General features: G+C 55.9%; 18 protein-coding genes. 9 read left to right on the top strand and 9 right to left on the bottom strand.

Translation table 11 applies throughout. The features are described 5' to 3' along the window. Position 1: 1 nt before the first annotated feature. From rapZ to C8273_RS09015, 3 genes are read right to left on the bottom strand one after another with little or no spacing between them, the layout of a single operon-like run. Positions 2–913: an RNase adapter RapZ gene (gene rapZ / locus C8273_RS09005; RefSeq protein WP_106627396.1), complete on the bottom strand. Its 912-nt coding sequence runs from the start codon at positions 911–913 to the stop codon at positions 2–4. Positions 914–924: 11 nt separating this feature from the next. Further along, positions 925–1719, bottom strand: coding sequence for an HAD family hydrolase (locus C8273_RS09010; RefSeq protein WP_106627397.1), 795 nt, complete (start codon positions 1717–1719; stop codon positions 925–927). Between the two features lie 3 nt (positions 1720–1722). Continuing rightward, positions 1723–2559, bottom strand: a complete 837-nt coding sequence (locus C8273_RS09015; RefSeq protein ID WP_106627398.1) for a Cof-type HAD-IIB family hydrolase — start codon at positions 2557–2559, stop codon at positions 1723–1725. A 208-nt stretch (positions 2560–2767) separates the two neighbouring features. Between C8273_RS09015 and C8273_RS09020 the strand changes: the two genes are divergently transcribed. From C8273_RS09020 to fumC, 4 genes are all read left to right on the top strand, one after another. After that, on the top strand, positions 2768–3256 hold the full coding sequence (locus C8273_RS09020) for a hypothetical protein (RefSeq protein ID WP_106627399.1): 489 nt from the start codon (positions 2768–2770) through the stop codon (positions 3254–3256). A gap of 47 nt (positions 3257–3303) precedes the next feature. Beyond that, a complete protein-coding gene (locus tag C8273_RS09025; RefSeq protein ID WP_106627400.1) occupies positions 3304–3642 on the top strand; it encodes a NusG domain II-containing protein in 339 nt (112 codons plus the stop codon). Position 3643: 1 nt separating this feature from the next. Continuing rightward, positions 3644–4129: a Gx transporter family protein gene (locus tag C8273_RS09030; protein ID WP_106627401.1), complete on the top strand. Its 486-nt coding sequence runs from the start codon at positions 3644–3646 to the stop codon at positions 4127–4129. Positions 4130–4214: 85 nt separating this feature from the next. Continuing rightward, positions 4215–5579, top strand: a complete 1365-nt coding sequence (gene fumC, locus C8273_RS09035; RefSeq protein ID WP_106627402.1) for a class II fumarate hydratase — start codon at positions 4215–4217, stop codon at positions 5577–5579. Between the two features lie 88 nt (positions 5580–5667). On the opposite strand, the gene C8273_RS09040 is transcribed toward fumC, so the two are convergent. The 4 genes from C8273_RS09040 to C8273_RS09055 all read right to left on the bottom strand — a co-directional run bounded on the left by C8273_RS09040 (position 5668) and on the right by C8273_RS09055 (position 7673). After that, positions 5668–6078, bottom strand: a complete 411-nt coding sequence (locus tag C8273_RS09040; protein ID WP_106627403.1) for a protein-export chaperone SecB — start codon at positions 6076–6078, stop codon at positions 5668–5670. 10 nt (positions 6079–6088) lie between these two features. Beyond that, on the bottom strand, positions 6089–6334 hold the full coding sequence (locus C8273_RS09045; RefSeq protein WP_106627404.1) for a hypothetical protein: 246 nt from the start codon (positions 6332–6334) through the stop codon (positions 6089–6091). Next, positions 6331–6849 carry a hypothetical protein gene (locus tag C8273_RS09050; RefSeq protein ID WP_234343994.1) on the bottom strand — a complete coding sequence of 173 codons (519 nt, stop codon included), beginning with the start codon at positions 6847–6849 and terminating at the stop codon, positions 6331–6333. Before C8273_RS09050 ends, C8273_RS09045 begins: the two co-directional genes overlap by 4 nt. Before the next feature lie 128 nt (positions 6850–6977). Beyond that, positions 6978–7673, bottom strand: a complete 696-nt coding sequence (locus C8273_RS09055; protein WP_106627406.1) for a Crp/Fnr family transcriptional regulator — start codon at positions 7671–7673, stop codon at positions 6978–6980. 165 nt (positions 7674–7838) lie between these two features. Between C8273_RS09055 and C8273_RS09060 the strand changes: the two genes are divergently transcribed. From C8273_RS09060 to C8273_RS09080, 5 genes are all read left to right on the top strand, one after another. Beyond that, positions 7839–9203: an FAD-dependent oxidoreductase gene (locus tag C8273_RS09060; RefSeq protein ID WP_106627407.1), complete on the top strand. Its 1365-nt coding sequence runs from the start codon at positions 7839–7841 to the stop codon at positions 9201–9203. 13 nt (positions 9204–9216) lie between these two features. Further along, positions 9217–9873, top strand: a complete 657-nt coding sequence (locus C8273_RS09065) for a hypothetical protein (protein ID WP_106627667.1) — start codon at positions 9217–9219, stop codon at positions 9871–9873. Beyond that, on the top strand, positions 9834–10832 hold the full coding sequence (locus C8273_RS09070; protein WP_106627408.1) for an alpha/beta hydrolase: 999 nt from the start codon (positions 9834–9836) through the stop codon (positions 10830–10832). Before C8273_RS09065 ends, C8273_RS09070 begins: the two co-directional genes overlap by 40 nt. A 79-nt stretch (positions 10833–10911) precedes the next feature. Continuing rightward, positions 10912–11169 carry a type II toxin-antitoxin system HicA family toxin gene (locus tag C8273_RS09075; protein WP_106627409.1) on the top strand — a complete coding sequence of 86 codons (258 nt, stop codon included), beginning with the start codon at positions 10912–10914 and terminating at the stop codon, positions 11167–11169. 12 nt (positions 11170–11181) lie between these two features. After that, positions 11182–11520, top strand: a complete 339-nt coding sequence (locus tag C8273_RS09080) for a type II toxin-antitoxin system HicB family antitoxin (RefSeq protein WP_106627410.1) — start codon at positions 11182–11184, stop codon at positions 11518–11520. Between the two features lie 72 nt (positions 11521–11592). Here the strand turns inward: C8273_RS09080 and C8273_RS09085 are convergent, their stop codons facing one another. Then, on the bottom strand, positions 11593–13218 hold the full coding sequence (locus C8273_RS09085; protein WP_106627411.1) for a peptide chain release factor 3: 1626 nt from the start codon (positions 13216–13218) through the stop codon (positions 11593–11595). A gap of 97 nt (positions 13219–13315) precedes the next feature. Beyond that, on the bottom strand, positions 13316–14068 hold the full coding sequence (locus tag C8273_RS09090; protein ID WP_106627668.1) for an exodeoxyribonuclease III: 753 nt from the start codon (positions 14066–14068) through the stop codon (positions 13316–13318). Positions 14069–14079 lie beyond the last annotated feature (11 nt).

Raw genomic sequence — 14079 nt, forward strand, 5'->3', positions numbered from 1 at the left:
CTCAGCCCTCACTCACATGCTCATGCACTTCGTTCTTCATGAGATCGCGATGTTCGAGGCGCGCTGCATAGCTGCCTTTGATCCGATCATAGAGATGCTTGGCGATGAAGACGCTGCGGTGCATGCCGCCCGTGCAGCCAATGGCAATGACGAGCTGACTCTTGCCCTCCTTCACGTACTGCGGCAGGAGGAACGCAATCAGCCCATCAAGCTGCTGCTCAAACTTCTGTGTGACATCCCACGACTCGATGTAGGAGGCGACCTGCGGGACGGTGCCGCTCTTATTCCTCAGCGAATCAACGTAGAACGGATTCGGCAGGAAGCGCACATCAAAGACGAGGTCGGCATCGAGCGGAATGCCGTACTTAAACCCGAACGAGAGGATATTTACGTTCATCTGGACATCTCTGCCGGGTGTATCGTAGTGCTGTCGAATGATGTCGCGCAGCTCGGCTTTGCGCAGGTGCGACGTATCGATCAGCTGGGTTGCACGCGCACGGAGCGGGGCAAGCTGCCCGCGCTCACGCGTCACCCCCTCCGAGATCCGCGCCTCGGGAGCGAGCGGATGTGGGCGGCGGGTCTCCTTGTAGCGGCGTATGATCACGTCGTCGGACGCCTCCACAAAGAGCAGCTCGTAGGATACATCCCCCGCGTCGAGTTCGCTGAGGACGCGGACAAAGTCGTCGAAGAACTCGCGGCTGCGCGTATCCACCACAATCGCCGCGCGGCTGATCTGGCCATGCGTCTCACGGCAGAGATCGATGAATTTCGGAATAAAGACCGGCGGCAGATTGTCCACGCAGAAATAGCCCAGATCCTCCATATAGCGGGCGGCGAGCGATTTCCCGCCGCCCGACAGTCCCGTCACGATCACAGGGCGGAATTTCTCCGCCGTGCGCTTCGTCTCTCCCATCGCAGATCACCTCACAGTACAAATTTCTCAATCGCGAGCGCAATCCCGTTCGCGTCGTTCGATGCCGTCACATAGCTTGCGCGCTCCTTCGCCTCCGGCAGCCCATTCTCGGGAACGACGGAGAATGCGCCCATCTCAAGCATCTCATAGTCGTTGTCCGCGTCGCCCGCCACCATCACCTCATCGAGGCCGAGCCCCATGGCATCCGCGAGCGCCTTTACACCGACCGCCTTGTTCACTCCGGGGGGATTGATATCGACGCTTGTTCCCGTATTTTGCTGCGGCAGGAGCTGATTGCCGAAGTGCTCCCGTACCGTACGCACATAAGCGTCGATCCCCGCGTCGAGTTCGCGCAGGACGAACTGCGGTACGTCCTCTGTATAGCGCAGATAGTCGTCGCCGACTTCGTGTACCACGAACCCTGCCGTTGTGCGGTAGGCAGTAAAATACTCCGCACGGTACTCCGGCGCGTAGATGTCCAGACCTCTGTACCAATTCACATACCAGCTGCGCTCGTATGCAAAGGTCAGGAACTCCCGCGTGAGTGCAGGGTCAAAATAACGTGCAAAGACCGGTGCTCCCTCCGCGCGTCCGACGTAGCCGCCGTTGCAGCATACAACAGGTGCATCGGAGGCGAGGAGGCGCGTGAAATAGAGTGCCGAGCGCAGCATGCGCCCCGTTGCGATTGTCACCGTCACGCCGCGCGCCATGGCGCGTGCGATGATATCCTTCGTGCGCGTCGTGATTTTCTTGTCCGATGTGAGCAGCGTCCCATCCAGATCGAGCGCGATGAGTTTGATTGCCATGATTCACCCCCTCGCAATCGGCACAGGTGCATCTGCCCCCATGCCGAGTACATAGTGATAGATTGCCGCTGCAAGCCCGTTCTCCGTGCAGGTGAGCGTCTCGTAGTCCGTCACCTCTTTGACCTCGGGGAATGCGTTGCCCATTGCAATGCTCTTGCCCGCCGCCTTCAGCATCGGCAGATCGTTGTAGGCATCGCCGATTGCCATTGTCTCCTCAATGGCGATGCCGAGCTTTGCTGCAAGCGACGTGAGCGCCGATGCCTTCGAGACCCCCTTCGGCACGATCTCGATGAGGCAGTCCGCCGAGCGCGTCACATCCACATGGGCACCGAATGCGGCAAGCACAGCCTCCGCACGCGCAAGCGTCACGGAAAGCTCCTTCGTCACAAGCAGCAGCTTGCAGTTGCCCGCCGCATGAGCAAACAGCCCATCCCAGCCGACCGCCTTGCCCGTAACCTGCTGCGCCTTCTCGTAGAAGCGCGACTCATCGCACGCCTCTACATAGCGCAGAACCCCGCCGCTGTAGCATTGAATGTACCAGCCGCGCTCCTTGCAGAACGCGATGATGTCGCGCGCAAGGGCTGGCTCTATCGTATGCTCTTCGTAGACGCGTCCGCTCGGGCTCTTGATGAGTCCGCCGTTGTACGAGATGATCGGTACATCCACGCCAAGTGCCTCCGCAATGGGCAGTGCCGCCTCGAACATGCGCCCCGTCGCGATTGTCACCGTGACACCTGCCTCCACTGCACGGCGCCCCGCCGCGATATTCTCCGCCGATACGACATTGCCGTCCGGCAGCATCGTCCCATCCAAATCCGATACGAACAGTTTTACCGCCATTCCATCCCCTCCTGTATCCCATTTCTAGGCACTATGATAAATGTTACGGACAAAAGCAAATGCAGTACTCCTAAGCAAACCCTAGTGGAGTACGCAGCGCGCATCCGTAACAGTTGCCATAGCCCCCATTTCCATCAACTGCTGACAAAACGCTTTCCCTTATGTTATAATACCCCGAAACAACGAGCACACGGAAAGGAGGAGCACGATGCAGAATTTACTTCGGAAACTCCTCGTCCTCGTCGGTATGCTCCTCATCCTCGTCGGCATCTTCGGACTCTCCTACACCTACCAAATCGACCACCGCAGTGCGCGCAGCCTCTCTGCTTATGCACGCATCGACTTTCAAGCATCCTACACGGGCGAGGGACGGCTGGAGGGCGCGACCCTCGCGCTCTGGGACTATCGCTTCGATGAAGCAAAGCTCCTGCCCGACGTCGTTCTCTATACAGACGGTACCGCATGGGAGATGAAGGCGACGACCAAGTACACGCCGCATCCCGTCCACGATGCACCCAGCCCCTACAAAAACGAAAATAAATTTTTCGTGGAGCTCCCCCGCGCCAGCCTCCCCACCGTCCGCAAGGCAACAAGCATCCGCGTCCGCTTCTACTACGACAACGGACAGACCATTGACCTGCCGCTGAACGAGCCCGATCTTGCCTATTGGCAGCGCGAACTCGGAAAAGGCATCTAACGTTTATTGTACTGTGATTGAAAACATTCGTCAAGGCAGGGAACCGTATGAAGAAAAACGACCTCGCTCTCATCGGCACACTTCTCCTCATCTGCGGGATCGGTGCCGTATTTTTTTTCACACATACAGAGAACGGTGTGCGTCATGCCATCATCACACAGGACAATGTGCAGATCTATGACATTTCACTCACGGGACACACGGGCACAGAGGAAATCGTCCTTGCGGACGAGGACGGCACGAACACAATCCGTATCGAGGGGGAAACAATCGCCGTGGTCGACGCCGACTGTCCCGACCATGTCTGCGTAAAGACGGGCAAGGCGTCGCAAAAGGGCGACGTAATCGCCTGTCTGCCGCACAAGCTGCTGATCGAAGTGAAGTAGTATGCAGCTGCACCGCATGACGCGCATTGCGTTTCTCACCGCACTTTCGCTCATCCTCTTTGTCCTCGAAGGATTGCTGCCCCTCCCGCTGCCCGTGCCGGGGGCAAAGCTCGGACTTGCTGCCATCATCACGCTGCTTGCACTATATACACTGCCGATGCACGACGCAGCGCTGATGCTCCTGCTGCGCATCCTGCTCGCCTCCGCGCTTGGCGGCGGCTTCGTGCCGATGCTCTACAGCCTCGCGGGCGGCGCGGCAAGCTTTGCGGCAATGGCACTGCTGAAAAGACACGGGACACTCTCCATTCTTGGCATCAGCGCGGCGGGCGGCTTCCTGCACAATATGGCGCAGCTCCTCACCGCTGCCGCCGTGATGCAGACCACGGCACTCTTTTCCTACGCGCCCGTGCTCGGCTGCGTCGGCGTTTTGACCGGCATCCTGATCGGCGTCACCGCACGATCAATTTTACAGAAAATATCAAGATAAATATTCTCAATTTTATATTTTTGTGCTATACTCTTATTAGCAGATTTTTCTCTCTACTATTACAATTTTAAGGAGGACAATCCAAATGGAGTATCGTATCGAACACGATTCCCTCGGCGAAGTCAAGGTTCCGGCAGACAAGTATTGGGCGGCGCAGACAGAGCGCAGCTTCGAGAACTTTCCCATCGGCATTGAGAAGATGCCCGCCGAGATCATCCATGCGTTCGGCATTCTGAAGAAATCCGCCGCGATTGCAAACAACAAGCTCGGCAAACTCGACGAGAAGCGCCTCTCTGCGATTAAGGCAGCGTGCGACGAAATCATCGCGGGCAAGCTGGCGGAGCACTTCCCGCTCGCCGTCTGGCAGACGGGCAGCGGCACGCAGTCCAACATGAACGTCAATGAGGTCATCGCAAACCGCGGCAACGAGATCGCGGGGGAGAAGATCCTCCATCCGAACGATCACTCCAATATGTCGCAGAGTTCAAACGACACCTTCCCGACAGCGATGCACATTGCCGCCGTCATTGCGATTGAGGACGGGCTGTTCCCGAGCATCGACCTCCTCGCAAGCACATTCCGCCGCCTGATGAAGGAGAACGAAGGCATCGTCAAGACGGGGCGCACCCATCTGCAGGATGCCGTGCCCATCTCCTTTTCGCAGGAGATCAGCGGCTGGCTCGCGATGCTCGAACAGTCGAAGAAGCAGCTGCAGGCGGCGCTCCCCTTCCTCCACGAACTTGCGCTCGGCGGCACCGCCGTCGGCACGGGGCTGAACACGCCGAAGGGCTTTGATGTCGCCGTTGCACAGGCGGCAAGCGAGCTGACGGGCAAGAACTTTGTCACCGCACCAAACAAGTTCCACGCGCTCACGAGCAAGGACGCCATTGTCTTTGCACACGGCGGTCTCAAGGGACTCGCCGCGAACATGATGAAGATCGCGAACGACATCCGCTGGCTTGCGTCGGGACCGCGCTGCGGACTCGGCGAGATCACGATCCCCGCGAACGAGCCGGGCAGCTCCATCATGCCGGGCAAGGTCAACCCGACGCAGTGCGAGTCCGTCACGATGGTCGCCGTACAGGTCATGGGCAACGATGCCGCCATCGGCTTTGCCGCCTCGCAGGGCAACTTCGAGCTGAACGTGTTCATGCCCGTCATGATCTTTGACTTCCTCCAGTCCGCACGCCTCCTCACGGACTCCCTCAAGTCCTTCAACGACCGCTGCGTCGCGGGGATCACGGCGAACCGCGAGAAGATGCACGAGAACCTCCACCGCTCACTGATGCTCGTCACGGCGCTGAACCCGTACATCGGCTACGAGAATGCGGCGAAGACGGCACACAAGGCGTTCGACGAGAACATCAGCCTCAAGGAGGCATGCGTCGCCCTCGGCTTCCTCACCGCCGAGAAATTCGATGAGGTCTTCCATCCCGAAGAGATGGTGTAAGATTTACGTTTCATGAGAAAAGACCTGCTGCAAAAAAGCATCAGGTCTTTTTGTTTACAAAAACTGAATGAACATTTCCGCAAAGACGTTATTCGCTATACGATTCATTCTGTTTATCTATCATTTTATTAATATTGAATACAGGTAGAACAACAGGGGTCAAGTTCGGTTGTGCGGTCAAAAGTGAAATTTGACTGCGCATATATGGCATCAAGATAGCAACGGCGTTTCTTGAAAGCAACACTCGTTTCGTTGTATCCTCCATATCGGTAGAATTAAATTCAAAAAAACCAATAAGGCTCATAGAAAAAAAGTATTCGTCTTCTTTTTCTCCTTCGATCTTAAGGTTTACAATGTAAGGAGCATTTTTCTTTTCTCCGATCTTGATTCGGATATGCGTTTTCAGTTCATGGTCACTTTGATCTCCTCGTCTTTCAAAGTGAATTTGATCGAACATCAATTTAACCAACCGCATAGGGCTTAATACATCTGTTGGCATAACATTCTCCTTATGCAGCACAGATCACTAAATCAAACGACTCTGCGGCTTCCACTTTAGGTACTTCCTCCCACGAAAACTCTGCAAAATCTATTGCCAGTGTCTTATGTTCGTTTTTCACCTCAATTTGATAGCAATAGCTTTCCATAAATTCAATTGCAAAGATTCGTTCAAAGCTCTCTGGAGTATCACTCGATTCCATCTCTACATCAAGACCATATTTCTCTTTTGCATATTTTATAAATTCTTTCATCATGAGGACACTCCCTTTCTAACATTGCCTATGATACTTGTATCCTTGATACAAAATATTTCTTCTTTACGATTGATAATATGAAGGTCTTGTGCAAACCGATCATATTCATCTTGTTCTCTTTCCTGCTCAAAATCTCCAACAATCAACTTCTTGTTATGTTTATAGGCATAAAAAGAAATTAAAGCCGCCCGAATTTGACGTAACGTCTCATTATCCCCTCTAATCTTAGCTTTCACTTCATCAAACATATCCTGAACAAAATCCTTAAATGACTTAAAATCCTTTTGTTTTCTTAAATCTAGAATATTATTTACAGGCAGTTCACAAATATCGGCAAATAGAATTATAGCTTTAACTTTTCTCCCTCGCCCCTTTTTTAGCTGATGACACTTTCTTTTTGCGGCCCACCACGCCTTATCTTTATCCCGATAAAAATATACACCTTCCCCACACCAGCTACTCAAATTCCCTCGCAGTTCGAACCCTTGTGCTAGTATATTTTCAGCAGACTCCATATCCGTCCCGTGTACGAGGTCTCTATACGTCGACATAATCCCTCCTATATGATATGACATGAAGGGAACTCTTTATTAAGATTATATCACACTGAAGTGCAATTTTTCAATTCACAATCTACGTGACATCAGATTGCCAAAAAATCCGGATTGAGCACGCGCAGCGTCTTGCGGTCATAGTCAATGATCCCCTCGTCGCGCAGATGGCTCATCTCGCGGCTGAGTGCGCTGCGCTCCACGCCGAGGTAGCGCGCGAGCTGCGTCTGGTTCAGATCACGCACAGCGGTACCGCCCTCCTCCACGGGGATCGCCTGCAGATAGACGCTGAGCTTTGCGCGGATGCTCTTCTGCCCCATGATGCGAATCTTGTGCTGATAGAATATACCCTTCTGCGAAATTCTGCGCAGCATATTCAGCGTGAAGCGCCAGAGATGCGGATCGCTGCACGCGGTACGCTCATAGAGCTGTCGGAACTGCAGCCGCAGGATCAACGTATCATGGAGTGCCTTGACAAACATCCGGCTTGCTGCGAGATTCGCTCCCTCCATTGTCTCGCCAAAACTCTTGCCAGCCTCGAAGATGTTCATGTCGATCTGGTCAGCGTTCTCGTTGAGAAAGGATACCTCGACCGCACCCGTGAGAATGATGCCCGTCACAATCGGCGCACGTCCCATGCGCATGATGTTCTCTCCCGCCGCATAGTGCTTCAGCTCACCGCCAAGTGCATTCACGAGATCCAGCAGCCCCTCCTCCGGGATTCCATCGAACAGGTCGTGCCGCAGCAGCAACGTTGTATGCGGCACCAGCATTTCATGCGTCAGCATAGCCCGCTCCTTTCCGTTGACAGAGAATAATTCTCTATCATTATAAGGGGGATCCTATACTTTGTAAATGAGGCGCACATTTTTTCCACGATATTTCTCTGCATTTTGTCAAAAAATGCTATAATAACAGCAGTCATACAAATTTCAACAGAAATGGAGCATACCATGCAGAACACATCATATCAGAATCTCATCATCGGATTTGGCAAGGCGGGCAAGACACTCGCGGGCTTCCTCGCGAAGAAGGGGGAGACGGTCGTCCTCGTCGAGCGGTCAAAGGAGCGCTACGGCGGCACCTGCATCAACGTTGCCTGCATCCCATCGAAGTCCCTTGAGTACAGTGCGCGGCTCTCGGCAGCGGCGGGCGGAGACTTCGCGGCAAAGGCAGAGCGCTATCGTGCGGCGATTGCAGAGAAACGCCGCCTGACTGCAATGCTGCGCGAAAAGAACTACGCGAAGGTGACGGGCACAGGTGCCGTCGTGATCGACGGCGAGGCATCGTTTGTCGATGCACATACGGTACGCATTGTCGGTGCAGACGGAGAGCAGACCGTCACGGCGGAGCACATTTTCATCAACACGGGCGCACTCCCCTTCGTCCCGCCAATCGAGGGCGCGGCAGAGAGTACCCATGTCTACACGAGTGAGACGATGATGGAGCTGGACGCGCTGCCCGAAAAGCTTGTCATCATCGGCGGCGGCTACATTGGTCTCGAGTTCGCATCGTACTACGCCAACTTCGGCTCGTCCGTCGCCGTCGTGCAGGACGGCGATGCCTTCATTCCGCGGGAGGACAGAGAAATCGCCGAGCGCGTCCGCACACAGATGGAGGGGCGCGGCATTCATATCCTTACGGGTGCAAAGATTCTGCGCATCGAGGACGGCGCGGCCGGTGCAAACGTCATTGTGCAGACATCGGAAGGGGAGAAAGTACTTGCGGCAAACGCCATCCTCATCGCCACGGGGCGCCGTCCGAACATCGCCGCACTGAACCTTGCGGCGGCAGGCATCACTGTGACGGAACGCGGTGCGGTCGCCGTTGACGAACATCTGCGCACGAACGTCCCGCATATCTGGGCGATGGGCGACGTTACGGGCGGGATGCAGTTCACCTACATCTCCCTCGACGATTTCCGCATCGTCAAGGATCAGCTCGCGGGCAGCGGAACACGCACAGCGGCAAATCGCGGAGCCGTCCCCTACGCCGTCTTCCTTGACCCGCCGCTCGCACGCGTCGGCATGACCGAGGAACAGGCAAAAGCCGCAGGATTTGATGTGCGTATCGCACGGCTTGAGGTCGCCGCCATCCCAAAGGCGCAGGTCTACAAGAAGCCTGCCGGCATCCTCAAGGCAATCATCGACGCGAAGACCGACACGATCCTTGGTGCGCATTTCTTCTGCCCCGAGTCGCAGGAGATGATAAATCTGATGAAAATGGCGATCGACCACGGTATCACCGCCGCCGCACTCGGCTCTGCCATCTACACACATCCGACCATGACCGAGGCGCTGAATGATCTGTTCGCATGAAAAGGAGCCGATGATGAGATTCGCACGAAAACGCCTGCTTTGCTTGCTCGTAGCCGTGTGCGTCCCGCTGCTCTTCCTCGGCGCGGGGTGTCCTGCTGCGTCTGCGGAAGTTCCCTCGCACGAAACCGCAAAGACCGGCGTTTCTGACGCAGCAGGTGAAATCAAACTCTTTGTGATGGAGTTCCGCCATCCCGTCGCGGACGGCACGCTGATGCGCATGATCTGGCAGGTCGACGCCCCCATCAGGCGCGTGTTCTCTGCCGAGGAGATTGCAGCGCAGGGACGCGACCCGAACGGCTTTATCACCTGTCTCAACGAACTCGTCGGCAAGGAGTACACAAACGGACGCCATCAGGACATCCGCGAACGCTATGTCCCGTGGACACCCGAGCTGGAGGCAAGTCTTCATGCCGTTATCACCGCACAGAATCTCGCCGCCGAGAACGACTACGGCGCACGCGCGGAGGCGGTGACGAATCCCGCCTACAACATCCTCATTGCATACGCGGATGGTCGCAGTCTTCACATCACCAGTGCGGGACAGACCGTAGATGCACACGAAGCACACATCGAGGATGCCCTGCTCACATGGTGCGACGAAGCCTTTGCTGCAGGAGGAAGCCAGACGCCATGCACACATGGAAGAGATATATCGGCGGCATCGCCCTGATCCTGGGGCTTGCCGTCCTTCCGCACTGTGGATTTGGCGAAACATCTGCCGTCCCCGAAGTGCGTGGGATCGTTCTCACAGGCGAAGCGAAACAGGCGTACATCAAGACGCAGATGGACGCACTCTACGCCCCGCCCGAGGACAAAAAACCTGCGCCGTTCACCGCCCCCGAGGGCTGGGTGTATGAAAAGACTGCCATCGGAAACGTTCCGATCGAGCGCCTTGTGCCACCGAACTCATCTTCTAAGAGCGTCGTACTGCAGCTGCACGGCGGTGCTTATATGAGCGGACTCACCGATCTCTACCGCACATTTGCCGTACGTCAGGCGGAGTATACGAACGCACGCGAAATCTACTGTGTGGAATACCGACACGCACCGCTCCATCGCTATCCGGCGGCACTTGAGGATGCGGCAACGGTCTATCAAGGACTCCTTGCGCGCGGAACAAAACCATCGGACATCATCATCTATGGAGATTCGGCGGGCGGGAACCTCGCCGTGGAGCTTGCGGTCTATCTGCGCGACGAGGGATTGCCGCAGCCTGCCGCACTCATCCTCCTTTCGCCGTGGGCAGACTTCGCGCACAAGGACGGCACATCGCGTACGGAGAACTTCACGAAGGACAAAGTGCTCGGCAAGGGTACGCCCTTCGCTCCCCATCTGCGCAGCATTCCGCCCTATGCGGGTGGTCTTCCGCTCGACGATCCGCGCCTCTCCCCGATCCACGCTGATCTCAGCAATCTGCCGCCCATGCTCATCCAGACAGGCGGCTACGATCTCCTGCTGACAGAGGACGAACAGCTTGCGGAAAAAGCAAAAGCAGACGGCACAAACGTGACCTTCACCGTCTACCCCGAAATGCCTCACGTCTTCCCGCTCGTTCTGCCCGAACTCGCGGAAAGTTTCGCTGCATGCGAGGAGGTACGGGAGTTTGTGAGTCAATATATGACACCATAATACACAAAGAGCACAAAGCAACTGAAAAATGGTTGCTTTGTGCTCTTTATTATGTTACGATTCAGGTGAGGTGATCCCAATGCCGACAAAAGAAACGCTGCTCCAAAAGATCACACGAACACCTTCGCCGACAAATTTTACGGTACGCGAACTCGATGCCTTGATGAAAAAGTGTGGCTGTGAAAAGTTTCAAGGAGGGAGAGGCTCAGGAATTGGATATTTTCATCCGGCGACAAAGCGCATCCTGCAATTTGATGGTCCACACCCCGGAAAAGAATTATATCGTTATCAGATCAAGAAAGTTCTCCAATTTTTGAAGGAACTTGGAGCATGTTAAGGAGGGACGGATATGTTGGAATACAAGGGATATCACGCGAAAGTCTCATTTGACGAGGAGGATGGTCTCTTTATCGGAGAGGTGTTCGGGATCAATGACTCTCTGAACTTTCACGGCAGGAGCGTCGATGAGCTGACGGAGGCTTTTCACAACAGCATTGATAATTATTTAGATGCCTGTGCAAAATTTCATCGAAGTCCTGACAAAGAGTTTAAGGGCAGCTTCAATATCCGCATCCCGAGTGACCTCCATCGACGACTGGCACTGGAAGCCGCGAAAGAGAATCTGTCACTCAATCAATTTATCAAGAACACATTGACACAAGCTGTTCCAGAAACGGCAGAGGTATAACTCCATAAATACAAAAGGGGCTGTTGCACGAAGCTATAAAACTTCGTGCAACAGCCCCTTTTCATTTCTCTATTATGCCTCTCTGCGGTCGAACGGTACCTGTCCAAGCTGCAGATCGGGGTTGTTTTCACGGATCCAGCCGAGCGCCCACTCGTTGCTGACGAGGAGGACGGGGTTGCCGTTCCTGTCGTGGACGAACATGCCGCGATCCGCGCCGCGCAGATCGGCAGGCGTGATCGTACGCCCGTCGGGGAACGCGAGCCAGCGTGCCGTTTCGAACGGCTGCATCTGCATCGTGATCTCCGTGTTGTACTCGCTTTTCAGGCGGTACTCGAGCACCTCAAACTGCAGCGTGCCGACGGTGCCGACGATATAGCTGTCCAGACCCGCACCAACCTGCTCGAAGAGCTGAATCGCGCCCTCCTGCGTCAGCTGCTCGATGCCCTTGACGAACTGCTTGCGCTTCATCGTGTCCTTTGCCGCGACACGCGCGAACCGCTCGGGCGGGAACACGGGGAAGTCCTCGAATTTGAACTTGTGTGAGGAGTCACAGAGCGTGTCCCCAATGCCGAATACACCGGGGTCAAAGAGTCCCACGATGTCGCCGGGATATGCCGTGTCGATGATCTGGCGATCCTGCGCAAGGAACTGCTGCGGCTGCGCGAGCTTGATGAGCTTGCCCGAGGGCGCGTGCCAGACGCTCATATTGCGGTCAAACTTGCCGGACGAAATACGGATGAACGCAAGACGGTCGCGGTGCGCCGGATTCATATTCGCCTGAATCTTGAATACGAAGCCCGAGAACTTCTCATCATCCGGCTCGATGACACCATCCGAGGACATACGCGGCGCCGGTGTTGGTGCGAGCCGAATGTACTCCTCAAGGAAGTTCTGCACACCGAAGTTCGTCATCGCCGAGCCGAAGAACATGGGCGTCAGTTCGCCCGCATCCACCGCCGCACGGTCGAACTCCTCACCCGCGTCGCGCAGCAGCTCAATGTCGTCAAAGAGCGCGGCGGCAGTCTCCTCCCCGACGCGTTCCTTCCACGCGGGGTCGTCCATCTCGAACACCTCGGAGACGCGCGTCTCCTGCCCGTGTGTCACGTCCTCGGCAAAGAGTTCGATGCGGTTTTTCTCGCGGTCATAGACACCGCGATACGTCCCGTCCGTGCCGATCGGCCAGTTCATCGGATAGGAGCGGATGCCCAGAACATTTTCCAGCTCGTCCATCAGATCGAGCGGCGCCTTGCCGAAGCGGTCAAGCTTGTTGACAAAGGTAAAGATGGGGATGCCGCGCTGACGGCAGACGCGGAAGAGCTTGCGCGTCTGCGCCTCAACGCCCTTCGCCGCGTCGATAATCATGACGGCGCTGTCCACCGCCATCAGCGTACGATATGTATCCTCGCTAAAGTCCTGATGCCCCGGCGTATCGAGGATGTTGATGCGATAGCCGTCGTAGTCGAACTGGAGGACGGACGACGTGACGGAGATGCCGCGCTGCTTTTCGATCTCCATCCAGTCAGAGACGGCATGGCGCTGCGTCTTGCGCGACTTGATCGAGCCGGCGAGATGGATCGCGCCTCCGTAGAGGAGCAGCTTCTCGGTGAGCGTCGTCTTGCCCGCGTCCGGATGCGAGATGATGGCAAAGGTACGGCGCTTCTCGATCTCACGCGCGAGTTCTTCTTTCAAATCTGCCATAAATCTCCTTACGATTGTTCAATAATCATAGGAACTGCACTGCTGCAGCCTATCTTTTTGCCCCTCCCCCGCAAGCGGGGCAGGCTTTGAGGGATGCCTATTTCAAATTCAACGATACGGGGCAGTGATCGCTCCCGAATATGTCTGCATGGATCTCTGCCGCCGCAATGCGGTCACGCAGCTCCTCCGAGACGAGGAAGTAGTCGATGCGCCATCCCGCGTTCGTCTCGCGCGCATGGCGCAGATACGACCACCACGTATAGGCTCCCGTCTTGTCCGGGTACAGGGCGCGGAAGGTATCGACAAATCCCGAGGCAAGGAGCTCCGTGAATTTGCCGCGCTCCTCATCCGTGAAGCCCGCATTGCGGCGGTTGCTCTTCGGGTTCTTGAGGTCGATCTCCGCGTGCGCGACGTTGAGATCGCCGCAGACGACGACGGGCTTTTTCGCACGCAGATCAAGCAGGAACGCGCGAAACGCGTCCTCCCAGACCATGCGGTAGTCGAGGCGTGCGAGCGCATTCTTCGAGTTCGGCGTGTAGACGGTGACGAGGTACACATCCTCGTACTCCATCGTGATGACGCGCCCCTCGTGGTCGTGCTCCTCGATCCCAATCCCGTAATTGACGGAAAGAGGCTTGACCCGCGTAAAGATCGCCGTGCCGGAGTAGCCCTTTTTCTCGGCGCTGTAAAAATACTGCTCGTAGCCCGGCAGATCGAGGATCGCCTGCCCCTCCTGCATCTTTGTCTCCTGCAGGCAGAAGGCGTCGGCGTCAAGTTCCTTGAAGGACTCCATAAAGCCCTTTTTCAGCGCGGCGCGCAGCCCGTTGACGTTCCATGATACAAAGCGCATCATGCTTCCCT

Source organism: Candidatus Centipeda massiliensis, assembly GCF_900290285.1.
Taxonomy (GTDB): domain Bacteria; phylum Bacillota; class Negativicutes; order Selenomonadales; family Selenomonadaceae; genus Centipeda; species Centipeda massiliensis.

Bases quoted from the DNA above. Each gene is read 5' to 3' on its own strand.
- rapZ (WP_106627396.1), bottom strand. From the start codon at position 913: ATGGGAGAGACGAAGCGCACGGCGGAGAAATTCCGCCCTGTGATCGTG.
- C8273_RS09010 (WP_106627397.1), bottom strand. From the start codon at position 1,719: ATGGCAATCAAACTCATCGCGCTCGATCTGGATGGGACGCTGCTCACA.
- C8273_RS09015 (WP_106627398.1), bottom strand. From the start codon at position 2,559: ATGGCGGTAAAACTGTTCGTATCGGATTTGGATGGGACGATGCTGCCG.
- C8273_RS09020 (WP_106627399.1), top strand. From the start codon at position 2,768: ATGCAGAATTTACTTCGGAAACTCCTCGTCCTCGTCGGTATGCTCCTC.
- C8273_RS09025 (WP_106627400.1), top strand. From the start codon at position 3,304: ATGAAGAAAAACGACCTCGCTCTCATCGGCACACTTCTCCTCATCTGC.
- C8273_RS09030 (WP_106627401.1), top strand. From the start codon at position 3,644: ATGCAGCTGCACCGCATGACGCGCATTGCGTTTCTCACCGCACTTTCG.
- fumC (WP_106627402.1), top strand. From the start codon at position 4,215: ATGGAGTATCGTATCGAACACGATTCCCTCGGCGAAGTCAAGGTTCCG.
- C8273_RS09040 (WP_106627403.1), bottom strand. From the start codon at position 6,078: ATGCCAACAGATGTATTAAGCCCTATGCGGTTGGTTAAATTGATGTTC.
- C8273_RS09045 (WP_106627404.1), bottom strand. From the start codon at position 6,334: ATGATGAAAGAATTTATAAAATATGCAAAAGAGAAATATGGTCTTGAT.
- C8273_RS09050 (WP_234343994.1), bottom strand. From the start codon at position 6,849: ATGGAGTCTGCTGAAAATATACTAGCACAAGGGTTCGAACTGCGAGGG.
- C8273_RS09055 (WP_106627406.1), bottom strand. From the start codon at position 7,673: ATGCTGACGCATGAAATGCTGGTGCCGCATACAACGTTGCTGCTGCGG.
- C8273_RS09060 (WP_106627407.1), top strand. From the start codon at position 7,839: ATGCAGAACACATCATATCAGAATCTCATCATCGGATTTGGCAAGGCG.
- C8273_RS09065 (WP_106627667.1), top strand. From the start codon at position 9,217: ATGAGATTCGCACGAAAACGCCTGCTTTGCTTGCTCGTAGCCGTGTGC.
- C8273_RS09070 (WP_106627408.1), top strand. From the start codon at position 9,834: ATGCACACATGGAAGAGATATATCGGCGGCATCGCCCTGATCCTGGGG.
- C8273_RS09075 (WP_106627409.1), top strand. From the start codon at position 10,912: ATGCCGACAAAAGAAACGCTGCTCCAAAAGATCACACGAACACCTTCG.
- C8273_RS09080 (WP_106627410.1), top strand. From the start codon at position 11,182: ATGTTGGAATACAAGGGATATCACGCGAAAGTCTCATTTGACGAGGAG.
- C8273_RS09085 (WP_106627411.1), bottom strand. From the start codon at position 13,218: ATGGCAGATTTGAAAGAAGAACTCGCGCGTGAGATCGAGAAGCGCCGT.
- C8273_RS09090 (WP_106627668.1), bottom strand. From the start codon at position 14,068: ATGCGCTTTGTATCATGGAACGTCAACGGGCTGCGCGCCGCGCTGAAA.